This window comes from Parabacteroides faecis (assembly GCF_014647375.1).
Lineage (GTDB): Bacteria > Bacteroidota > Bacteroidia > Bacteroidales > Tannerellaceae > Parabacteroides > Parabacteroides faecis.
Map to the genome: position 1 here is coordinate 259781 of NZ_BMPB01000003.1, position 22679 is coordinate 282459.

Below are 22679 nucleotides of genomic sequence, written 5' to 3' on the forward strand. Positions count from 1 at the left end.
ATTATACAATTATATTATCACAAATAGTATTATATGAATAAAATAGCAATAATCAGCCCCTGTTTTTTACCTATACCGGCATTAAAAGGAGGAGCTGTAGAAACTCTCATAGAAATTTATTTAAACAAAAATGAAGTGAATCCTTGCGCAGAATATGTTGTTTTCACTATCTATGATAGAAATGCAATAATTGAAAGTCGTAAATATAAATATAGCAAATTTGAATATATCCACAGAAACACAATTAGGCACAAATTTTTAACAACATATAATAGGATATTAGACCTACTCTGGAATAGATATAAATTCAACATTCCATATATTGGAGATGATTTTATTATTTCATGCATCAAAATAATGAAATACAAATACAAATTTGATACAATAATCATTGAAAATACACCTTTATATGCATTACTATTAAAAAAACAATACAATATACCAATTAATCTACATTTACATAATGATATTTTATATGCCAATACATATCAGGCTAAAAACATCATAAAAAGTTTATCGCATATTTGGAGTACAAGTAATTATATAAAAAAACGTGTTTGTTCAATTCCAGTTAATTCAAAATATAACTGTAAAATATCTGTCCTATACAATGGTATTGATATCAATCGATTTAAATCACAAATAAGTATAAATGAAAAAAATGAATTAAAAAACAAATTATCTATAAGCGAAAAAGATAAAATCTTATTATTTGTAGGTCGAATAGATCGAACAAAAGGTGTAAAAGAATTAATAGAAGCATTTGTAAGATTACCTAAAAGCAATCTAAAACTATTAATATTAGGAGCATCTTTTTTTTCGAGCAAAGAAAAAACATTATATATCAAAGAGCTTGAAAAAATGATATATCCAATAAAAAATAATATTTGTTTCACAGGATATATATCCAATGAATATATACACAAATATTATCAAATTGCAGATATAGTTATAGTTCCATCAATCTGTGAAGAAGCTTTTTCATTAACTTGCTTAGAAGCATTAGCATCTGGATGTCCACTTATAATATCAGATTCGGGAGGAATGATTGAAGTTGTAGACGAAGAATCTGCCATTATAGTTGATAGAAAAAAGGAATTCAGCAAAACGTTAGCTAAACAGATATATGTTTTAATCAATGATAAGGAGAAAAGAGAAAAAATGAAAAAAGCAGCTCTATCGAGAGCTCAAATGTTCACAGATACAAATTATTATAGAAATTTTCTTGAATTACTTTCAGACATTGTTTATTTTAAATAATTAATATAATGATTATTGCATGTGCAACAGACGATAATTTTATACAACATTGCAGTGTAATGTTGACATCTTTATTCGAAAATAATAAGAAAGAAGATATCGTAGTCTACTTACTAACAGAAGGACTGAAAGAAATTAGCCAAAGATATATTAAGAATATTGAACTAATTTATAAATGCAAAATACAAATTTGTAATATTAATATAGCACTTTTAAATGATTTTCCATTATTTCCTGGTGATCATGTGTCTATTGTTACATATTTTCGATTATTATTACCAGATATCATAGATAACAAAATATCAAAAATATTATATTTAGATTCTGATATAATAATAACAGGCTCTTTAAAACCCTTATGGGATATAAAGTTAACAGCTCCAATTGCTGCTGTTCCTGAGTCTACAAGTTATCAACCTGAAAACTATAAACGGTTACAGTATGATAGTAAATACTCATATTTTAATGCAGGAGTCATACTCATCAATTTAGAATACTGGAGATCACATCAATTGATTGATCGCTTTCGCGATTATTTAATAAAATATCCTGAGAGAGTTCGCTGGCATGATCAAGATATCCTTAATGCTGTATTACACAACAATTGGCTTAGACTTCCTATTAGGTGGAATGCTCTAGAAGGTTATTTTCATACATCTTTTTACAGAAATACTAAGTTAAATAAAAAGAATAAAATAGAAATAATAAATGAAATAACTAATCCAATAATTGTGCATTATTGCGCAAAAAACAAACCTTGGTGCTGGGGAAATAATCACCCACTAAAAAATTTATATTTCACATATTTAGAAAAAACTGAATGGAAGTATTATAATCCTAAACTAACAATATCAAAGGATAACATTAAAATAATCATTAGAAACATATTAGTTTTATTAAGAATTAAAAAGACATTATTTATAAACATCCAACAAAAGGATAATAATCAGATATGATAATATGTACAATAACCATTATGTAATAATCAAATGATAAAAAAAATATTATTTTTAGCCCCATACAGTGTTCCAGTAAATAATCCTGAAGCAATATGTAACGCTAAATTATTAAAAATATTAAGCGAAGCAGGATATGAGATTGATGTTATAAGTAAAAATAATAATCATGTTTATATACCTAATACCAATGACAATATTTTTATTGAAAATGTTTTTTATATAAAACAGTTCATTTTAAAAAACAAAATAAATATCAAAACAATTATTGATCATATCAAAGTATTTATAAAAACTGGATATGTATACAAGGGAGCACATTGGGCTTTATATGCTATAAATCATTCTGAAACACTAATAAAAGATAAAAAATATGATTTAATAATGTCTCGAAGTCCCTCTGCTGAATTAGCAGCTTTATATCTTTCTAAAAAATACAAAATTAAATGGATCGCCAATTGGAACGATCCTTATCCTGATATTTGTTATCCTCCTCCCTATGGACATGGTCCTAAGGCAAAACTAGGAGGTTTACAAAAAAAATTATTACAAAAGGTTTCACAGCAAGCTAATATTCATACTTTTCCATCCAAGAGGCTAAGAGACTATATGTTTCAATACATGAGTATAAAAGATATAAATAGTACTTTTATAATACCACACGCATGCATAGATAACCTATTTAATTATAAAGAAAAGGAAAAATCATCCATATTACGTATAATTCATTCTGGAAATATAACATACCCTCGTTCTCCAATATCGCTATTTAAAGGCCTTAATTTATTTAAAGAACAAGCTCCCAACGCCAATATAGAGATAACCTTTATTGGAAAACAAGATGAGAATTTTACAAATCTAATAAAAAATTACAATCTTGATGACAATATAAATATCATTACTCCTAAAGATTATATTACAAACCTAGAAATAATGTCCAAATTTGATTTAGCTCTATTAATTGAAGCAAATATGGAAGAAGGCATATTTTTACCGACCAAATTAGGCGACTACATGCAATGCAGATTACCAATATGGACAATTAGTCCAAAAACAGGTGAAGCAAATGATTTATACAAAGACAGAAGTATATTATACTTTTCAGATGTTTCATCACATGAAAGTATTGCAGACTCTTTAAAAATAATTTATTCTGATTATCTTACTAAGAAAAGTCATTTTCAAAGAAGAAATATAATAGAAGAATATCAGCAAGATTACATTTTAAATTTATACAAAAAAATATTTAATATAATTGAAAATAATCAATAATTAATGGAATACTATTTATTGATAACAATCTGTTTCTTGGCACATTATATACAAAATAGTATAAGAGAAAATTTAAGAAACACATTCAAAAGTACAATAACATTACTTATTGCTATTTTTTTATGTTTTGGTTATATGACAGGAACAGACTGGAGGACTTATGAAAATAGTTATCAATGGATTACATTTGATAAATTTCTTTCAATTATACTATTTTGGGAACCTGGATTCATAATTTACACTGCTATATTTCACTTATTAGAAATTGATTTTTGGATATATTTAATATTTACAAAATTACTAACATTCAGCATATTTTACTGGTTTTTAAATAAATATAGTGAAAAACGTTATTATTTTCTTATAATGACATTCTTTGTAACTTTATATGGATTATATTTTTGGATTGACAACCCATTAAGGAATTTGATAGCATTTTCCATTTTTTTGCTAAGTATACCAGCCATATTAGAAAAGAATAAATGGAAATATTTTTCTATTATATTTATAGCTATAACATTCCATTATTCGTCAATATTATTAATTCCACTATATTGGATTTTATCATCAAGAATAAAATCAAAAACAATAATTATATTTTACATAATATTCAGTTTAATCTTTTTAGATATAAAAATATTATTTTCAATAATTAACACTGCATTCAGTTGGTTTCCAATAATAACAAACAAAATTGTATTTTATTCCCAAAATATAAATGAAGAAAGTGGTAAAATTATTTCATTTGGATATTTAATACATAATATATTCTTTATAATATTATTACTTAGCAGAAAAAAAATTGAAACAATTAAATACGGACATCTCATATTTAATTCATCGATTTTATACATTTTTTTATTTAGACTTGGACTTAGTTTTAATGTATTCATGAGAATTGCAATGTATTTTGCTTTAATATATAGCATTTCTGTTATATATATTCTTTATAACTTAGAGAATAAATCAAAAATAATTTACCAATTATATCTATTACTAATTATAACAATGATCACATGGTCTTCTATAACTAAAGATAGTAGATATATACCATACTCTAGTTATCTAAGTTACATTTTTAGAGAGAAACCTAGTTATTATTATCGTTATTACTATAATGACAACAATAGTTCTTATCCACGAATTTACCAATAATGAAATTAGCAATTGTAATTAATGATATAACTCCTGCTGCAGGAACAGAAAGAATTACGATTATGTTATGTAACACTTTTATAAAAAAAGGGCATGACGTAGTTATTATATCTTGTTATAAAGAATTTGAAAAAATATCCTATGAAGTATCAAGTAAGGCAAAAATAATTTATATAAACAAAAATAAACCAAAGAATAAAATAATTTATTGGACATTAGATCGAATAAAAATAATAAATAGATTAAATAAGATATTAAAAAATAATAACCTTGATATTATTATAGGACAAAGTTTTCCGATAAATTTTCTTCTGTATTTTTGTAATATTTCTCACAAAATAATCGCATGTGAACATATATTTTATAATTATTATCCAAAAGCAATAAGAATACTAAGAAAATATATATACAAATCATTTTACAAAGTAGTTGTTTTAACAGATAAAGATAAATTAAAATTTAGCGAACATATAAATAATGTATATGCAATTCCAAACATCAATTTATTCAAAAGTGATAAAAAATCAGATTTAAAAAATAAAAAAATAATATCAGTAGGAAGACTAGTTAAACAAAAAGGATATGATATACTAATCAATGCAACTAAAGATATTTTCATAGAACATCCTGATTGGGAACTAAACATTTATGGAACAGGTAAATGTTTTAATGAATTAAAATCTCAAATTGAAGATTTATCATTACAAAATAATATATTCTTGAGAGGAAAATCAATAAATATAAAAAATGAATACTTAAAGTCATCCATATATGTTATGTCATCTCGTTTTGAAGGTTTTGGATTAGTTCTTGTAGAAGCTGCAGTGTGTGGATTACCTATTATTTCATTTGATTGTCCTAATGGACCTAGTGATGTTTTATCTCCAGATTTGGGAATATTAGTCAAAAACGGAGATATTGATGGATTAAAGAATGCAATTTCTGAATTAATAAACAATGAAGATTTGAGAATTAAATATGCAAAAAAGAGTAAAATAATTGAACAAAAATATTCCGAGGAAATCATATATAAGAAATGGGATATTTTATTCAGCTCTTCAGAGCAACAACAAGACTTTTAAGCACCAGTGTTGATGTTTTCAAAGTTTATTCAAAACACATTTTTCTCTCAATATATATTTACAAACAACATAATACGATAATTTCATGAAGAAAATAATGTTTATTTTCGGTACTCGCCCTGAAGCAATAAAGATGGCACCTCTAATAAAGAAATTACAGAAGTGTCCAGATCAGTTTCAAACTATCGTCTGTGTAACAGGCCAACATCGTAAATTGTTAGATCAAGTTCTTAATATATTTGACATACATCCTGATTATGATCTAAATATCATGAAACAAGGACAGGATTTATATGATATTACAGCTAAAGTGTTAACAGGTATGCGCGATATTTTGAAAAAAGCACAACCAGATGCAGTTATTGTACATGGTGATACAACAACTTCGATGGCATCATCACTTGCAGCTTTTTACCTGCAAATACCTGTTGGGCATGTTGAAGCTGGACTTAGAACGCATAATATCTACAGTCCTTGGCCTGAGGAAATGAATCGTTTAATAACAGGAAGAATAGCTACATTGCATTTTGCACCAACAACATTAAGCCATCAAAATCTTCTTAATGAAGGAATAAATAAAGATTCCATTTTTATAACAGGAAATACAGTAATTGATGCGTTGTATATGGCTATTGATAAAATAAAAAAGAGCGAAGAATTAAAAAATAAATTAATAATAGAATTAAAAAATGCAGGATATGAAATAAAAGATCGTCCTCTAGTTCTTATTACAGGTCATCGCCGCGAAAACTTTGGAGAAAATTTTATTCAAATATGCAAAGCAATAAAAACTCTTGTTGAAAAATATCCATGTGTAGATTTTGTATATCCTATGCATTTAAATCCCAATGTACGTAAACCTATTTATGAAATTTTCGGAAACTCCAATCTACCCAATATATTCTTTATAGAACCTTTAGAATATTTACCCTTTATATATTTAATGAAAAGTTCTACAATAGTACTAACTGACAGTGGTGGCATTCAAGAAGAAGCACCAGGGCTAGGTAAACCAGTATTGGTAATGCGTGATACAACAGAACGTCCAGAAGCAGTGGAAGCTGGGACAGTAAAATTAGTAGGAACAGATTACGAAAAGATAGTGAAAGAAACATCTCGTTTACTAGATGATCCAATTTATTATAATCATATGAGTAAAGCAATCAATCCCTATGGAGATGGATTTGCTTGTGATAGAATTATAAATATATTCATAAAAGAAATAGTAAATAATTAAACTATAGCCAACTTTTATTACAAAATGATATAATTATTTTGAAAATTTCTCAGATAAATAATATCTAATACATTAATTAACAACATAAACTGTCTTTAATTATTGATGAATATTTAATCATATGATAAAAGTAAAAATATTACATATCTCAAAATACTATCCGCCATATCGTGGTGGCATTGAAGATGTTTGTTATAATATTGTAAATAATACATCTAACCATTTTGAACAAAATGTTATTTGTTTCAATAACAATAATCATAATGAGGTAACTAAAATAAATGGAATAGAAATCGTTCGAGTCGGAATTTTAAAAAAAATAGCAAATCAACCCATATCTATTTCCTTTTATAGAATATTAAAAGAATATATCAAAACATACAATCCTGATATAATTCATCTACATCTTCCTAATCCATTAATTAGTTTATTTGTTCTCATATTAATACCTAAATCTGTAAAATTACTACTTCATTGGCATTCTGATATTGTTGCACAAAAGAATATATACAGATTATTCTCACCAATTGAACAATATTTATTAAGAAGAGCAAATAAGATTTTAGTTACAAGTCCACTGTATCTGGAAGATTCAAAACCATTATCCAAATTTCATAAGAAAACAGTCATTATACCGAATATGATTTCATTGGAAAAAATGAGATTAGATAAAGAATCTGAAGAGAAAATCAACAAACTGATTTCTTCATATGATAGAAAAAAAATAGTATTCTTTTTAGGACGACATGTAGCTTATAAAGGAATTGAATATCTTATAAAATCAGAAAAATATATAAAATCAGATTGTATAATTCTAATAGCAGGTGAAGGACCTATAACTCCTCAATTAAAAAAAATAACAAATTCTAACAGAATAAAATTCATTGGTCGCATTACAGATGAAGATATAAAAATATACATGAATGCAGCATCTGTATTTGCATTTCCTTCAATAACAAAGAATGAAGCTTTCGGTGTTGTTTTAGCTGAAGCGATGTATTCAAAAGCTGTACCTGTAACCTTTACTATAAAAGGTTCTGGAGTAAATTGGGTTAATATAAATAATATAACAGGAATTGAAGTCGAAAACAGAAATGAAAAAGAATTTGGTAAAGCTATTGATCTATTATTGAAGAATGACAAATTGAGATCAAAATTAGCCAACAATGCATATAAACGAGTACAAGATAATTTCACTATGGAAACTATTAAGAATAAAATAGAATTCATCTACTCTACTTTACTAAAAGAAATATAAAATTCTCAAAATCATCTATATCCATATATTCTTTACATTTGGCTTTAATTATAAATAGAAATATTTACTTTACCTATAAGATTACAGAAAAATTAGTCGTATAAGTGAGTTAATAAGAAGATTCTCTATATTTATATAAAAATACCTATCGTCATACAATACGATAATAGGTATTTATTTTCAAATATCTTTCTGTTCTTTCTCCTCTTCTTTTGGATAATATCCTTCAATCATAACATAGAACAGATGGTATTTACAAAGAATATGAAGAACCCAGTCTTCACTAACTAATATTTTTGCTGCTCCAAGAAATATCATGGGCAGAACTTATGGTAACAATACTTTTGATAAGCCTGCAACAAACAATGATAGATAGCAAACCCTGTTGCCTTGTTCCGCCGTATCATCTGGTAATAATTATCATGCCAGCTCATACAGCGAACAGTTTATACAGGCAACCGATACCTCCGACCGCCATCAGGCAATAACCGGCAATATCTATGGGCTCGATATCTGATTTTATTCCCCGGTCGCTCTGGTGCAAAGCGAGAGTATCGCTCCGATCGCAGTCAGGGTTACCTCCGTTTCCTTCAGGAGAAGCGAGAGGACGATGATCGCCATCAGGAAGAGGACCAGGAAAGGGATCAGGACAGGGACAGTCACCGGCTGCCGGCTTTTGCTTGCGGGGAAAGATGATCCGGGCAAGGGTGGTGAGAAAATTGAGTATGGTTTCAAGAATATTCATGATAACTGATTATTAATACTTTTGCAAATTGACACTAACATCCGCTGGTAAGCCGCACGATTATCGCCGTTTACTTCACTGATGTACTTACTGTAAGCGATCTCTTTAGCATAAGCGGCAGGATGATCACTGAGCGAAGCTGCTACCGGATAAGCGGTATGGATCAAACGGGCAAAGTCCATGAAACTATCTGCAGGTGAATCGTAAGAACGATACCAGAGGGAGACTTTGGAGGAATCATCTCCGGACAAATTCGTTTTTACTCCCTTCCAGAAAGCATTGGAACGGCCATAAGCTGTGATACCGAAGAAATTATTATACTCCTTTGCCAAGGTGCTTTCCCCCCACCCTGTTTCGATGGCGGATTGGGCAAGGATAACGACCGGATTGATTCCGAAACATCCCCCCGCCTTTTGGGCGGGAGAGTGATATAGTTTGATAAATTCCTGTTTTAACATGACGGATGATTGATACGTTACTATTCGATTTCCGGACGGTCCGAACCACCTCCTGTAGGCGGAGTGACGGTTTCGGTATCCATCTTTTCGTATTTGGCATTTTTGCGGATCTCGTTGAGCATGGTACCCGGTGAGAAGACGATACGAGCCTTATTGAAGAGAGAGACATTGAAGTCCTTTTCGTTTTCAGTTCCTTTGCTGCCTGCAACCATACGGAAGTTACCCAGGCGGCCCATCTGGATTACATCGCCTTCTTCCAGGCGTTCTTCCATGACGGAAAGAAGACCTTCGATGACGAGCATCACATCACCGATAAAAGCGGTGCTTCGAACGGCAATCAGATCACAGAGCTTGTTGAAATCGAGTTTCTTCAATGAACGGACCTGTGCATAAAATAATTTAGAACCGGCGGCAGCGTCTTTGCGCATGTCGGGGCGTTTTACTAAGTGGAAACTTAAAGCCATAATTTATTAATTGAAAGTTGATAATTGAAAATTACTGATTGGTTATCGATAACATGACAAAGATATGAACCCAGAAAAGCGGCTGTGACATGAAATGATGTTAGCGGTTATAAAAAGTTTAATAAGGGAGAATAAATATACAAATAACACACATAAACCTTGATTTTCATTTCTTTATATAAGATTTATTCCTTATCTTAGAGGTAATTAATACATATGGAAATGGAAGAAGAAAAATTTAAAATCCGCAGTTACGGATGGACGGAACTGGCACTTTGTTATAATCCGAATCTGCATCCAAACTCGGCATCACGCTTGTTACATCGTTGGGTAGTAAGAAACGAAAAACTGGTTATAACATTAAGAGCAGTCGGGTTCTGCGAACGACAACGGAAACTGACACCGAAACAGGTTGGGGTGATTGTCGATTTTTTAGGGGAACCGTGATTAAATTGAGAATTGAAGATTAAAAATTTGAAAGTCCCTTATTTTGGATGCGAAAGATATATGTTTTGAAGATGAAATAAGGGACTTTTAAAGGTGAAAGATATATGCTTCAAGGAAAAGGAGGTCGGTTTAGCTAACATAGAATGTTGTTTTGCAGCATAATACTCAATAATTATGCGTAAACCGATTAATAAGAATAAAAAAAAAGGATGATAAACATGTTCCTGAAGAGTATGTGACTTTTATGACCGCACTCTTTGCCGGGCTGAAGCAGAACGGTCTGTTCGGTGGTTATTCATACAAGAAAATTACCGAATTCATAAATCCGTTTTTCAAATTTAAGTATGCAGCGAGTACCGTTTGCAAAAACATGAAACTATTCGACAAATATTCAGACTATTATACTGAAATACAAGAATTTATAACAATTATAAAAAACAAAGCCAAACCAACCGGGAAGAAATAACAATTTATTAACCAGCTGTAAAACAACATTTTAAGAAATACAAAACGGGTTAAATTGGTACTACAATCCGGGGATGTTCATATTTACCTTTGTATCAGCAAAATGAAATACGCTCTTTGATTCCTTTTAAAAGCTGAAAAAATGCCGGAGGCCTTATAGTTCTTTATAAAGAATATTCTTTCTATATTTAAAGAGAAAAATAAAGCCGTCATCGAAGTCAAATATGGACACCTATTAAACCATTTGTAATCAACCAATTAAAGGAAGTAATCCGTAATCATGCGCTAATAAGAATATTAACTAAAAAATTAGTATCATGAAAGGTATTAAAATCATTGAAAATGAAAGTGTTGCATTAGACTACATGGGAAAGGCCTTTATAAAGATTCCCAGAAGTATAATGGACCGGTTAGACAGTACCCGGTTGGTTGAACGCCAGATGGCCCGTCTGCATTTATGTCTGTTCGGGTTGTGTTATCACACTGACGGTTATGTGATGCTGGACAATCGCAAAGTCAGTTGCCGACGGGGGAATATGTCGGTACACAACGCCAGTTGGCCGAAGCCGCAGGGATCAGCCTCGGGTCACTGAGCCGGTTGATCGACAAAATGGTGAAATTACAACTGATCTCCGTCACCCATATACCGGGAGGAAGCCGTATATTAGTGAAGGGGTATACTGTTTTTACCTGGATACAGGAAAGCAAAGAGACTCAAAAGAATACACCGTCCACAGATGCAGCCGTCCAAATGGCGGAAGCTGAAAGAAACATGGGAGGACGAAGCATGCAGGATTCTACAAACTTACCTAACTAATGACGATTATGGAAGCAATAGAATCTGTACACCAGGTGGAAGAAGCGGTGATTTGTACACTCCTATCTTCCGAATCTGCCATATGGCAGGTGGCTCCGATACTCCTTTGTTTACTCCGCAATCTGTTCGCTGAACAGCCGGGGTGAAAAAGCGGATCTGGTGACTACCGACATCGAGATGCGGTGCCTGAATGAAAAACGCTGGAAGGAGATGAACGGGATCACGGTGATCAATGCGGCCATGACGCAGATACGGCATACCGGAAATCTGAAACAATATGTCGAAGAAGTGAAACGCCAGTATATGCTTCGTTTGCTCGCCACGCTATTCTCTACGTTGCAAGCAAAAGCCAACTGTTTCGATTCTTCTTATATGGCTCTTGTTGAAGAAGCTGAATCGTCTTTAATGGCACTGCGGGAAACCGGTATTGCAGGCAAACAGATCTGCCGGATCGGTAAAACGGCCAATGAAGTCTTGAAGATGCACCGCGACAGGTTGGAAAGCGGTATCAATAATATGTGTGTCCGGACAGGCATCGAGGAATTCGATTACGTGACCGGAGGCCTTTACAAAGGGGAGCTTACTGTTGGGGCGGGACGTCCCGGTGACGGTAAAACGGCTGTCGCCATGCAGATTGCCATGAATGCGGCCCTGGCAGGGAAGCATGTTTGTTTCTTCAGCCTGGAGATGACGGCTTTGCAGACGATGAACCGCTTGTTTGCCGGTTACGGGGGTGTGGATGCCAATCATTTGCGTATTGACGGCGCTAATCCGGCGGATTTGACGAAGATGGAGAAAATGGCGGATGAGTTCCAGAACCTGCCGTTATATTTTGACCATACCTCGGCGAACAGCGTGGAAAATATCCGTGCCCAGGTGATGCTTCAGAAACGTAAAAATCAATGTGACCTGGCAGTGGTCGATTACCTACACATGATGAAAATAGAGAATCATGGAAAGGAGACGATGGATCAGATGATAGGGCGCAATATACAGGGACTGAAACAACTGGCGTTGGATGCCGATATTCCGATACTCGTTCTTTCGCAGATGAACCGTAACAGTGTGAACCGGACGGATAAAGCTCATATCCCAGACCTGCATGACTTGCGCGACTCAGGCGTGATCGAACAGGTGGCGGATTGTGTGTACTTCGTTTATATACCGGAACGGAATGGAATCGAGAAGGATGAAATCACCGGAGAAAGCCTGCATCTGGTAGGGAAATTATATATCAGGAAAACACGTAACGGGTCAACCGGGATTGCCCGTTATCGCTATAATGAGAGTTACACCCGCATCACTAACTATAATACCGGCAGACGATCATGACAAAGTTGGAAATAGAACAATTGAAATCGTCTGTCTGTATCAAAGAGGTAGTCGAGGGGTATGTGACGCTGGAACGGAAGGGGAATAACTATATGGGACTTTGTCCGTTTCACGAAGATCATCATCCGTCGCTCATGGTGAATCCTGAAAAACAAACTTTTCATTGCTTTGCCTGTGGAGAGCATGGGGATGCGATCGGGTTTATACAGAAGATGGAACATTGCACTTTTATGAGTGCAGTGGGGAAATTGAAAATTGAAAATGGAGAATTGAAAATAAATGAGAGAAAGATAAAGCCTGTCGACAAGAATAGCGATGCGAAGCAACTGTCCACTGTCACTTGTCAACTTTCAACTGAAAAAAACTTGCAGTTTTTTTCCTCCCTTCTGCCTTATGCTTGCGGTAACTCAGAATTAACACCTGCGTATCTGGATTTTGAAGTAGGACAATCTCCTGTAAACGTTCCGAAGGAATGGTATGCCATGCGTAACCGTGTCATTTTCCCGATCCGTAACGAAGCCGGACAGCTGATTGCTTTTGCTGCCCGTAAATTAACGGATGACAATCCGGATGAACCGAAATATATCAATACTTCGACAGCCAATGGATATAAAAAGAGTGAAAACCTGTATGCCCTTTACCAGGCAAAAGAGGCTATTACCAGACAGGGTTTCGTTTTTGTGGTGGAAGGTTACAAGGATGCGATCGCCATGCATGCAGCAGGTTTCACCAATACGGTTGCCTTATGCGGTACGGCACTGACCACCGGACAGATCGCTTTGCTGCAAAAATATACAAACCGGATTTGTCTGTTACTGGACGGGGATAAGCCGGGACGGGAGGCGGCACGTAAAATATCCTTGTCGCTCGATCCGGTTTCGATGGAGGTACAGACGATTTTTCTGCCGGAAGGGGAAGATCCTGATTCTCTCTTTCGCAGATGTGGCAAAGAGGCATTTGTTTCCCTGATCGGCAGGTATCAGTCGAAGCCTCATTTATCGGAAGAATTGTTGTTGACGGCTTGCCTGTTGTTTCAGGAAACTTATTATATGTTCAAAGGTTCGCTTTGTCTTTTTACCGAATTATTGAACAGCATTCTCCGAACGGACGACCTGCTTTTGGAGAATAAAGAGAACCGGGCGATATTGGCTCATTTGGCGGAAGGCCATCCGGAGTCAGGTTTGTCACCGGTATTGAAAAGGGTTGCGGATGAGTTGCATGCAGAATACGATCAGGCGATCTATCAGGAAAAGGAGCAGTTCGGTTCACTTTATCCCGAAGCTGCCAATGTGATGGAGATGTTTCTGATCCGGTTATTCTTTTTGTATGCGGAAAACCGTATCCTCCGGGATATACAAAAACAGGTTCGCTTGTTATTGGAAACTGTTCCCGAAAATAAAGAGAAACGCCTCGCCATCCTTATCCATATTGCCAAACGCCGTGAACAGTTACGGCATGTCTCGGAGAATCTGGATAGGCCCGGGGCGGTAATTGTGCCAATATGCCAATGGGGATGGCAATAGATTCAGTATTTATCAAAATTGAATGTTACTTTTCTCTTGAAAGAAAAGTAACCAAAAGTTCAAGGCTGCACCTGCCTCGCTACTTCGCATCCTACGTTCGCTGTCGCCTCCGAAACTCGCTGCGCTCAAACAGCGGATGCTCCGGACGCTCTCTACGGCTGCTGCGTTTAACGCTCACCAGCTGATGCCTTTCAGAGAACGCAAAGCGTTCTTTTGTGATTGCCGACACTGCCTGTTAAAACAGAAAGTACTGTTATATTATTATATAGGTGTCGGTATCGGCAATCTTTAAAGGAAGCGGAGCTTCCTATGAAAGGCCTAAGCGGGTGAACGTCCGCGAAGGGGGAAGACGAAGCGGTTAAAAAAATCCGTTGTCTGAGCGTAGCGAGTTTCGGATTTTTCAGCGGAGTCTTTCGCCGAAGCAGTGAAGCCGGTTAAGCCTTGATCTTTTGGCTACTTTTCCATCAAGGGAAAAGTAGTTCAATTATTTCTAATCAAATAATAAATGAAATTTATATCTAAACTAATTATTGGGGGAGGTATTTTACTGCTTCCCTGGAATACGTATGCTCAGTTTACCAAAGGGCTGAGTTATCAGGCAGAAACTGGGATTAGCTTTAGCGGAGGGGAACATACACCTTTCTGGCTGACTGCGAACAAACAAGGGCTTTCCTCTATCGAAAAGAATAACGGTTATCTGCGTGCCGGGATTTTTCGGGAGATGGAAGAGGATAAACGCTTTTCGTATGCTTTCGGAGCAGATCTGGCTGTAGCCTATAATTTTACGTCGACATTCATTGTTCAGCAATTATATGCCGATTTGAAATATCGTTGCCTGGGACTGAGTATCGGCAGCAAGGAACGGTATAGTGAATTTAATAATCCGCTTTTAAGTAGCGGAGGATTGACGTTTTCAGGGAATGCCCGACCGATTCCACAAGTGCGTATCGGTATTCCGGAATATACTGTTGTGCCGGGGACAAAAGGGTGGCTGGCCTTCAAAGGACATATTGCTTATGGCATGTTTACGGATGATGGTTGGCAGAAGAATTTTGTAGCTCCGGGAAATAAATATACGGAACATGTGCTTTATCATTCCAAAGATCTGTATGTGAAGGTTGGCAATCGGGAGAAATTCCCACTGATCTTTGAAGGAGGACTGGAAATGGCTGCTCAGTTCGGAGGAAATGCATTTATTGGGAATGAAAAGATAGATATGCCGAATGGGATAAAGGATTTCTTTAAAGTGTTTATTCCGAGCGGAGGTGGTAGTGAGACTCCAACGGGGGAACAAACAAATGTTTACGGGAACCATTTAGGTAGTTGGAATTTTTCACTCACCTGGTATGCTCAGCAGGACTGGACGGTTCGCCCTTATTATGAACATTATTTTGAAGATCATTCACAAATGTTTGGGGAATATGGCTGGAAGGACTGCCTGGCAGGAATAGAAATAACGTTCCCTAAAAATCCAATTATTAGCAGTTTCGTTTACGAATATATTTCAACAAAGGATCAGACAAGTCCTGTCTATTGGGATCATACTCCGGAGATACCTGAACAGGTAAGCGGTAAAGATAATTATTACAACCACTATATCTATACCGGTTGGCAACATTGGGGAATGGGTATCGGAAATCCTTTAGTGATGTCTCCTGTTTATAATGACAATGGAGAAATTATTTTTAAAAGTAATCGTATACAGGGACATCATTTTGGAATAATGGGAAATCCTTGTGCCGATCTGCAATATCGTATTCTCTTATCAGTTACTCGCAACTGGGGTACTTATGATTTACCATTTTATGAGATCAAAAAGAATGGAAATGCGTTGGTCGAATTAAAATATACTCCCCATAGATTGAAAGGCTGGGATTTTACCGCATCATTGGGTATAGACCGGGGTGCTATGTTGGGTAAAAGTGTTGGTGGTATGTTAACAATCAGAAAAACAGGATGGATACGATGAAAAGATATATAATAGCCGTGCTGCTAATATTGATAGTTAGCGCTTGCGGGAAAACACCGATTAATGGAGATTTGGACGGTCGTTGGCAGATCATGAAAATAGAATATGCTTCCGGAGAAGAAGAAACACCGGAGCGGGCTTATTATAGTGTGGCTTTGCATACGATCAACCTGATGCAAGTAGGTGTAACGAGCCAGACAGGAAATATGGAATATACCGGAGATTCGTTATTTGTCGAAATGCCGGTCAGTAAAATTGAAGATTTATTGCCTTTCGGCATGAACGGGACGGAGCAACGTTTCAGAGTAAAAGAATTAACATCAAAACATCTGGTATTACAATCAGATTATGCCCGGCTAGAGTTTCGGAAATTTTGAGAATAACAAAAAACAAATAACAATATGAATACCGTAATCAGAAATGTTTTATTAGGGGGATTGCTGTGGCTGGCTGTACCATTGTCGGCACAGGTATCCCAGGACGTGATTGACAAAGCGAAAGCTGCTGGTATGACAGAAGATCAGATCCGGCAGGAGATAAATAAACGAATGGGACAATCAGGGGCAGAACAGGCAAGCCAAAAGGCTTCAGATGCAGTAGTTTCTGACCGTGTCGTCACAACAAAACCGGGTAAAGACAGCATCTCGCCAGAAGAACAACGCCAAATGAATCTCCCGGAAAACGATTTGAAACAAACTGTTTTCGGACGGGAAATCTTTTCAAATAAAAACCTGTCTTTTGAACCTGATTTGAATATACCGACTCCAAAAAACTATGTTTTATCAGCAGGAGATGAATTACTGATCAATGTCTGGGGCGATTCCGAACTGAATCTGAAACTGAAAGTTTCTCCGGAAGGGACAATCCTGATCCCTAACCTGGGACCGGTATCCGTTAGCGGGCTAACCATTGAAGCTGCGGAAAGCCGTATCCGTCAGGAACTGGGACGTATCATGGCTACTTTATCCGGTAATACGGATGGCGGTAATACGTTCGTATCCGTCAGCCTGAGTCAAATACGTAGTATCAAAGTAAATATTGTCGGAGAAGTCGTTGCGCCGGGGACATATACATTGCCTTCCTTTGCTACTCTCTTCAATGCTTTGTATGCAGCAGGTGGAGTAAATGAGATCGGTTCTCTTCGTAATATTAAAGTATATCGTAACAGTAAAGAAGTAGCACAACTCGATGTGTACGATTACTTATTAAACGGAAAATATAAAACTAATATCCGCTTGGAAGAAAATGATATGATTATTATCCCTCCATACGATCAACTGGCGGTAGTACAAGGTAAAGTAAAACGTAACCGCATTTTTGAAACAAAAAAGGGGGAAACTTTACAGCAAGTGTTGAACATGGCAGGAGGCTTTACCGGGGATGCTTATACGAAAGATGTCCGTGTAAAACGTAAAGCAGGCAGCCGGTATCAGATCGCCACTGTTACGGAAGATAAATATCCAACCTTTACCATGATGGATGCGGACTCTCTGATGGTCGACTCTGTTATTCCTTTCTATGAGAATCGTCTGACTATCACAGGAGCAGTCTGGCGTCCGGGTGAATACGAGCTAAGTTCAACAGTACACACCGTAAAAGAACTGATCAAACAAGCTGCCGGACTGAAGGGAGACGAATTTGCAGGTCGTGCCCAGATCACCCGTCTGAATCCGGATTTTACGACAACAGTTATTGCTGTGGATATCCGCGGGATACTCAACGGTACATCTCCGGACATAGAACTCAAACCGGAAGACCAACTCAACATACCGTCTTTGTTCGATCTTCGTGAACCTTATACGATCAAAATAAGCGGAGCGGTCAATTCTACAGACACGGTACTCCCCTATCGCAACAGTCTGACGATAGAAGATGCTATCATCATGGCTGGCGGTTTGAAAGAATCGGCTGCTACAGTCAATGTAGAAGTAGCTCGACGGATCAAAGACCCGAAAGCAGAACAGAATAGTAATATCACTGCTAAAGTATTCAATTTTACACTGAATGATGATCTGGGATTAATTTCAGCAGACGGAACAACTTCTGAAAACGTTTTTACTCTCGAACCGTTTGATGAAGTATATGTTCGTTTCTCTCCGGGTTATCAGGAACAACAGGTAGTAAAGGTGGATGGAGAAATCACTTTTGCCGGTGATTATGTATTGGCCGAAAAGAATTCCCGTCTGAGTGATATCATTGCTAAAGCCGGAGGAATAACCCCGGATGCTTATGTAAAGGGAGCCAGTTTGAAACGTAAACTAACAGATGATGAAATGCGCCGTCTTGAAACTTTGATGGAATTGAGTTCTAATAAACAAAGCCGCGACTCGGTTGGATTATCGCTAGCAAATATCAAAGATTATTCAGTCGGTATCGATCTGGAAAAGGCATTGGCTCATCCGGGAAGTGCACATGATGTAGTACTTCGTGATGGAGATAAACTTTATATTCCACAATTGCAAAGTACTGTGAAGATCAATGGGGCAGTTACTTACCCGAACAGTGTCACTTATACTAATGGTATGTCAGTGGGTAAATGCCTATCTCAGGCAGGAGGTTATAATGATATCGCCCGTAAATATCCGATCGTGATCTATATGAACGGAAAGGTAGCAACCACGAAAAAGACTTTTATCTTCTTCAAACGTTATCCGAAGGTAGAACCCGGTTGTGAAATTGTAGTTCCAACCAAGACACAGCGCGATCGGAAGACCAGTCTGGCGGAAGTCTTGAGTATTGCCAGTTCAACGACTTCGATGGCTGCTATGGTAACTTCTATTATTAATTCAATGAAATAATATAGCAACATGGATATGATTCAAATGAATACTCCTGATGCGGATAATACTCAGGAGATAGACTTGATTGAACTTGCCAAACGGCTGTGGGGGGAACGCAAATTCATTTTTAAATGCTGCGGAGTAGCAATTGTTGTTGGTTTGGTGATAGCTTTCAGTATTCCGAAAGAATATAGTACAACTGTAAAACTAGCACCCGAGACTTCTGACCCATCCAAGAAGATGGGAAATTTGGGAGGTTTGGCAGCGATGGCTGGTATTAATCTGAATACTTCATCCGGAACAGATGCTATTTCTCCGGATCTGTACCCGGATGTGGTACAGAGTATTCCTTTTTTGTTGGAGTTATTTCCGGTAGAGGTGATAGATGAAAACGGGACACTTTCTACTTCTTTATATGAATATATGGATGAGCATCAAAGAAGTGCGTGGTGGAGTTATATTTTACAGGCTCCATTCAAATTAGTGGGTGTACTGAAAGATATATTCTCTAAAGAAGATGAAAAAAGCAACAATAAAGCTTCTTATTTCCGCCTAACTCCCAGACAATTAAATGTCATTAATGGTTTGCAAGAACGTATATCAATATCTATTGATAAAAACACATCGATCATTACCGTATCCGTTCAGATGCAGGACCCATTGATATCAGCTAACATCACCCAGGTAGTTTTGAATAACCTTCAGAGTTATATCACCAGTTACCGTACCCAGAAAGCCAAACAGGACCTGGAGTTTACTGAAAAAGTATTCAGTGAAGCACGCGAATCTTATTACAAAGCACAACGTGCGTATGCAGCCTTTGAAGATGCCAATAAGAACATCATCTCCGCCAGCTACCGGACAGAACAGGAACGGCTAAAGAATGAGATGACACTGACCTTCAATGTCTACAACACATTAGCCCAGAAGCTGGAACAGGACAAACTTCGGGTACAGGAGCAAACACCGGTTTATACCGTCATACAGCCTGCCACTGTCCCATTGAAAGCGGCATCTCCAAACAAACCGCTGATATTGATCGGCTTTGTATTCTTAGCCATCTTCGGTGCTATAGGATATTTATTCATCAAAGACCTCTTCAAACCTAAAGAAGAAAATGAGGTTTTCGATATTGAATGATTTCAATGTCCCTTCGCGATCTTTACCATTCTTATAATTACTTTGTAACTGAAGAATCCGGCTGTCTGCTGGTTGGCTTCAGGGAAGATTCTGTAACTTTCATTGTGAAAGAGATATGGAATAAAGAACCTCTTTGCCTGGCGGATGTGGACGGTCTGTACGCTGAAATGCAACAGGTCGGAGAAATGTGCAGCTGCAACCAATTCCGCATCCTGGCACATGGCGGATACTTGCCGGAGGCTCTTTCTTTTGAACTGCATGGTTTGACAGTATCCGACGAAAGCTATCTGAAAAGCCTGGAAAGCGGAAAACACATCGAACTCTTCTCCCATAATGAAGCCGCTTACCGAGCTATTGAAGAAGGCTTTCAAAAGAACCGTATCGGAGCTGTCGTGCAGGCTACCGGGACAGGTAAATCCTACCTGATCGCACGTTATATCATCAATCATCTGGAAGATACGATCCTCGTCATTGCCCCTAACGTGACGATCATTGCCGAGATCGAAAAAGCGGTCGGAGGAACCATGCAGCATGTGACCTACCGCACTTTCCAGGCACTGGTCCTGAACAAGGCCGACAGCGAACAACTCAGAGCGGACCATATCATTATCGACGAGTTCCATCATTTCGGTGCGGAGGTATGGGGAAAAGCCGTACAGGATGTGATCGATGCCAATCCGGAAGCCCGCGTATTGGGAATGTCGGCCACCCCGATACGGCCTGAAGAGATGCTCGACACCGTAGAGGTCTATTTTAAAGGCAACCTGTTCCATGAGTTATCCCTCTCGATGGCCTGGTATTACAAAATCCTGCCTGTCCCTGTTCTCGTACAAAGTGTGTTCGACCTGAACAATCAGTTGGATAAGGTGCAGCAACTACTGAACCGGAGCGACTGCACCTCCGAAAGAAGGCAACATATCCAGGAAAAGATAGACTTCGCCCGCCTGGACTTCCGCGGTTCATGGAGTGCTTCGGAACTGATCAGGCGGTATCTGCCGAAAGAGGTCAAAAAGATGCTTGTCTTCTGCAAGGATAAAGAGGATTTGAAGAATATGATCCCCGAAGTATCCCGCTGGCTAAACCAGGCAGGACTCGAAACGGAAACATTCGAGATCCACAACGGACAGAGCAACCGGGCCAACGAAAAAATACTCCGGAATTTCCGGCAGGACACAGGTAAACTGCATGTTCTTTTCTCTATCAATATGCTGATCGAAGGACTGCATGTGGAAGGGGTGGATGCCGCCATGTTCCTGCGCCGTACCGAATCGTACGTAGTTGCCCTGCAACAGTTGGGACGCTGCCTGAAAGCCGGTTCCAACCATCACCCGGTCGTGCTCGACTTTGTCAACAACCTTTCCGGACGTTCCGTGTATGAAGTGATGACGAGAGACCTGGCTTACCGGCCGGCTATCCGAGCGCCGAAGACATTCAAAGGATATACCGAGTTTCAGGTGACCGGATTCCTGTCGGATATCCGCGCCCAGGTGGATGATATGCTGGCCGAACTGGATGCCTGGCCCGTCATGTACGAACGGTTGGTCGAATTCAAAGAACGGGAAGGCCGGTGGCCGCAGGCTGCCGAAGGGAAACTGGGCAATTGGTGTAACACGCAACGGATCGCGTATAAGAAAGGGACGTTATCGAAAGATTATATTTCGCACCTGGAACAGATCGGTTTTGAATGGGAGGTACAGGACAGCCGGTGGATGAGTTGTTTCGAGGAGCTGAAAGTCTTTATGGCAAAAGAGCACCGTTGTCCCAAGCGGGGTGAACACAAACTGAATACCTGGTGCAACACCCAACGACAGGCACGTAAAAAAGGTCTGTTGCCGAATGAAAGGATCCGCTTGCTCGATTCGATAGGCTTCTGGTGGGAACAGGACCTGGATTCGTTATGGATGGAGAACTGGCAGCAGGTACTTACCTATTATAAAAAGCATAAACGCTGGCCGAAAAGCAACGAAGGGAAAGCCGGTGCCTGGTGTAACACACAACGAAAAAACCGGAAGCAAGGTCTGCTTTCGGCTGAACGTATCGCCCTGATGGATGCCGAAGGTTTCATCTGGACCATCGACGACGTCTGGATGGAGAACTATGGAAAACTACAACAATTCTTCCTTGAAAACAACCGTTGGCCGACCGCCCGTGAAAACAAATTGGGCAGCTGGTGCTTCGTACAACGGAGAGCCTTGAAAAAAGGCGAGTTATCCCCTACCCGCAAAGATCTCCTGGACAAGATCGCATTCCCCTGGACACTGAAATAAAAAACGGGAAGCCGCCGCTGCAGCTCCCCGCTTTCTAATAAACTACATAAAA

21 protein-coding genes are annotated in these 22679 nt (G+C 37.3%); 18 read left to right on the top strand and 3 right to left on the bottom strand.

The window, feature by feature from the left end; translation table 11 throughout:
- Nucleotides 1-33: 33 nt before the first annotated feature.
- The 7 genes from IEY67_RS05460 (at nt 34) to IEY67_RS05490 (ending at nt 8220) form a co-directional block, all read left to right on the top strand.
- A complete protein-coding gene (locus IEY67_RS05460; RefSeq protein ID WP_183669307.1) occupies nt 34-1260 on the top strand; it encodes a glycosyltransferase family 4 protein in 1227 nt (408 codons plus the stop codon).
- Nucleotides 1261-1268: 8 nt separating this feature from the next.
- Nucleotides 1269-2216: a glycosyltransferase family 8 protein gene (locus IEY67_RS05465; protein WP_183669305.1), complete on the top strand. Its 948-nt coding sequence runs from the start codon at nt 1269-1271 to the stop codon at nt 2214-2216.
- Between the two features lie 33 nt (nt 2217-2249).
- Nucleotides 2250-3488 (top strand): glycosyltransferase family protein, encoded by a 1239-nt coding sequence (locus IEY67_RS05470; protein WP_183669303.1) that lies wholly within the window; start codon nt 2250-2252, stop codon nt 3486-3488.
- Nucleotides 3489-3491: 3 nt separating this feature from the next.
- On the top strand, nt 3492-4643 hold the full coding sequence (locus IEY67_RS25415) for an EpsG family protein (RefSeq protein ID WP_183669301.1): 1152 nt from the start codon (nt 3492-3494) through the stop codon (nt 4641-4643).
- Complete coding sequence (locus IEY67_RS05480; protein WP_183669299.1) at nt 4643-5725, top strand: glycosyltransferase family 4 protein; 1083 nt, start codon at nt 4643-4645, stop codon at nt 5723-5725. Before IEY67_RS25415 ends, IEY67_RS05480 begins: the two co-directional genes overlap by 1 nt.
- A gap of 85 nt (nt 5726-5810) precedes the next feature.
- On the top strand, nt 5811-6962 hold the full coding sequence (gene wecB / locus IEY67_RS05485) for a non-hydrolyzing UDP-N-acetylglucosamine 2-epimerase (protein ID WP_183669297.1): 1152 nt from the start codon (nt 5811-5813) through the stop codon (nt 6960-6962).
- 121 nt (nt 6963-7083) lie between these two features.
- Complete coding sequence (locus tag IEY67_RS05490) at nt 7084-8220, top strand: glycosyltransferase (protein ID WP_183669295.1); 1137 nt, start codon at nt 7084-7086, stop codon at nt 8218-8220.
- 430 nt (nt 8221-8650) lie between these two features.
- On the opposite strand, the gene IEY67_RS05495 is transcribed toward IEY67_RS05490, so the two are convergent.
- Genes IEY67_RS05495 through IEY67_RS05505 form a run of 3 tightly spaced genes read right to left on the bottom strand, consistent with a single transcriptional unit; the run spans nt 8651 to nt 9887 of the window.
- Entirely contained in the window at nt 8651-8965 is a 315-nt protein-coding gene (locus IEY67_RS05495; RefSeq protein ID WP_122357373.1) for a hypothetical protein, read from the bottom strand.
- On the bottom strand, nt 8962-9423 hold the full coding sequence (locus IEY67_RS05500; RefSeq protein WP_183669293.1) for a glucosaminidase domain-containing protein: 462 nt from the start codon (nt 9421-9423) through the stop codon (nt 8962-8964). Before IEY67_RS05500 ends, IEY67_RS05495 begins: the two co-directional genes overlap by 4 nt.
- A gap of 20 nt (nt 9424-9443) precedes the next feature.
- Nucleotides 9444-9887 carry an HU family DNA-binding protein gene (locus IEY67_RS05505; protein ID WP_122357375.1) on the bottom strand — a complete coding sequence of 148 codons (444 nt, stop codon included), beginning with the start codon at nt 9885-9887 and terminating at the stop codon, nt 9444-9446.
- Nucleotides 9888-10109: 222 nt separating this feature from the next.
- Here IEY67_RS05505 and IEY67_RS05510 point away from each other — a divergent pair, with 222 nt between their 5' ends.
- The 11 genes from IEY67_RS05510 to IEY67_RS05555 all read left to right on the top strand — a co-directional run bounded on the left by IEY67_RS05510 (nt 10110) and on the right by IEY67_RS05555 (nt 22627).
- The gene (locus IEY67_RS05510) at nt 10110-10334 is read left to right on the top strand and encodes a DUF4248 domain-containing protein (RefSeq protein WP_183669291.1); all 225 of its coding nucleotides are present in this window, start codon (nt 10110-10112) and stop codon (nt 10332-10334) included.
- Nucleotides 10335-11116: 782 nt separating this feature from the next.
- The gene (locus IEY67_RS05515) at nt 11117-11392 is read left to right on the top strand and encodes a hypothetical protein (protein ID WP_183669289.1); all 276 of its coding nucleotides are present in this window, start codon (nt 11117-11119) and stop codon (nt 11390-11392) included.
- A complete protein-coding gene (locus tag IEY67_RS05520; RefSeq protein ID WP_183669286.1) occupies nt 11320-11616 on the top strand; it encodes a winged helix DNA-binding protein in 297 nt (98 codons plus the stop codon). The genes IEY67_RS05515 and IEY67_RS05520 overlap by 73 nt, the downstream gene beginning before the upstream one ends.
- Nucleotides 11617-11624: 8 nt before the next feature.
- Complete coding sequence (locus IEY67_RS25120) at nt 11625-11762, top strand: hypothetical protein (protein WP_229800963.1); 138 nt, start codon at nt 11625-11627, stop codon at nt 11760-11762.
- 13 nt (nt 11763-11775) lie between these two features.
- Nucleotides 11776-12948, top strand: a complete 1173-nt coding sequence (locus IEY67_RS05525) for a replicative DNA helicase (RefSeq protein ID WP_229800964.1) — start codon at nt 11776-11778, stop codon at nt 12946-12948.
- Nucleotides 12945-14471, top strand: coding sequence for a DNA primase (locus IEY67_RS05530; protein WP_183669284.1), 1527 nt, complete (start codon nt 12945-12947; stop codon nt 14469-14471). The genes IEY67_RS05525 and IEY67_RS05530 overlap by 4 nt, the downstream gene beginning before the upstream one ends.
- A 505-nt stretch (nt 14472-14976) precedes the next feature.
- Nucleotides 14977-16440, top strand: coding sequence for a capsule assembly Wzi family protein (locus IEY67_RS05535; RefSeq protein WP_183669283.1), 1464 nt, complete (start codon nt 14977-14979; stop codon nt 16438-16440).
- Nucleotides 16428-16817, top strand: a complete 390-nt coding sequence (locus IEY67_RS05540) for a lipocalin-like domain-containing protein (RefSeq protein WP_183669281.1) — start codon at nt 16428-16430, stop codon at nt 16815-16817. The genes IEY67_RS05535 and IEY67_RS05540 overlap by 13 nt, the downstream gene beginning before the upstream one ends.
- A gap of 24 nt (nt 16818-16841) precedes the next feature.
- Entirely contained in the window at nt 16842-19238 is a 2397-nt protein-coding gene (locus IEY67_RS05545) for an SLBB domain-containing protein (protein ID WP_183669279.1), read from the top strand.
- A gap of 15 nt (nt 19239-19253) precedes the next feature.
- A complete protein-coding gene (locus IEY67_RS05550) occupies nt 19254-20360 on the top strand; it encodes a Wzz/FepE/Etk N-terminal domain-containing protein (protein ID WP_183669991.1) in 1107 nt (368 codons plus the stop codon).
- 5 nt (nt 20361-20365) lie between these two features.
- A complete protein-coding gene (locus IEY67_RS05555; protein WP_183669277.1) occupies nt 20366-22627 on the top strand; it encodes a Helicase associated domain protein in 2262 nt (753 codons plus the stop codon).
- Nucleotides 22628-22679: the final 52 nt, after the last annotated feature.

Coding starts and splice junctions, on each gene's coding strand:
- IEY67_RS05460 (WP_183669307.1), top strand. CDS start 34: ATGAATAAAATAGCAATAATCAGCCCCTGTTTTTTACCTATACCGGCA.
- IEY67_RS05465 (WP_183669305.1), top strand. CDS start 1,269: ATGATTATTGCATGTGCAACAGACGATAATTTTATACAACATTGCAGT.
- IEY67_RS05470 (WP_183669303.1), top strand. CDS start 2,250: ATGATAAAAAAAATATTATTTTTAGCCCCATACAGTGTTCCAGTAAAT.
- IEY67_RS25415 (WP_183669301.1), top strand. CDS start 3,492: ATGGAATACTATTTATTGATAACAATCTGTTTCTTGGCACATTATATA.
- IEY67_RS05480 (WP_183669299.1), top strand. CDS start 4,643: ATGAAATTAGCAATTGTAATTAATGATATAACTCCTGCTGCAGGAACA.
- wecB (WP_183669297.1), top strand. CDS start 5,811: ATGAAGAAAATAATGTTTATTTTCGGTACTCGCCCTGAAGCAATAAAG.
- IEY67_RS05490 (WP_183669295.1), top strand. CDS start 7,084: ATGATAAAAGTAAAAATATTACATATCTCAAAATACTATCCGCCATAT.
- IEY67_RS05495 (WP_122357373.1), bottom strand. CDS start 8,965: ATGAATATTCTTGAAACCATACTCAATTTTCTCACCACCCTTGCCCGG.
- IEY67_RS05500 (WP_183669293.1), bottom strand. CDS start 9,423: ATGTTAAAACAGGAATTTATCAAACTATATCACTCTCCCGCCCAAAAG.
- IEY67_RS05505 (WP_122357375.1), bottom strand. CDS start 9,887: ATGGCTTTAAGTTTCCACTTAGTAAAACGCCCCGACATGCGCAAAGAC.
- IEY67_RS05510 (WP_183669291.1), top strand. CDS start 10,110: ATGGAAGAAGAAAAATTTAAAATCCGCAGTTACGGATGGACGGAACTG.
- IEY67_RS05515 (WP_183669289.1), top strand. CDS start 11,117: ATGAAAGGTATTAAAATCATTGAAAATGAAAGTGTTGCATTAGACTAC.
- IEY67_RS25120 (WP_229800963.1), top strand. CDS start 11,625: ATGGAAGCAATAGAATCTGTACACCAGGTGGAAGAAGCGGTGATTTGT.
- IEY67_RS05530 (WP_183669284.1), top strand. CDS start 12,945: ATGACAAAGTTGGAAATAGAACAATTGAAATCGTCTGTCTGTATCAAA.
- IEY67_RS05535 (WP_183669283.1), top strand. CDS start 14,977: ATGAAATTTATATCTAAACTAATTATTGGGGGAGGTATTTTACTGCTT.
- IEY67_RS05540 (WP_183669281.1), top strand. CDS start 16,428: ATGGATACGATGAAAAGATATATAATAGCCGTGCTGCTAATATTGATA.
- IEY67_RS05545 (WP_183669279.1), top strand. CDS start 16,842: ATGAATACCGTAATCAGAAATGTTTTATTAGGGGGATTGCTGTGGCTG.
- IEY67_RS05550 (WP_183669991.1), top strand. CDS start 19,254: ATGATTCAAATGAATACTCCTGATGCGGATAATACTCAGGAGATAGAC.
- IEY67_RS05555 (WP_183669277.1), top strand. CDS start 20,366: ATGTCCCTTCGCGATCTTTACCATTCTTATAATTACTTTGTAACTGAA.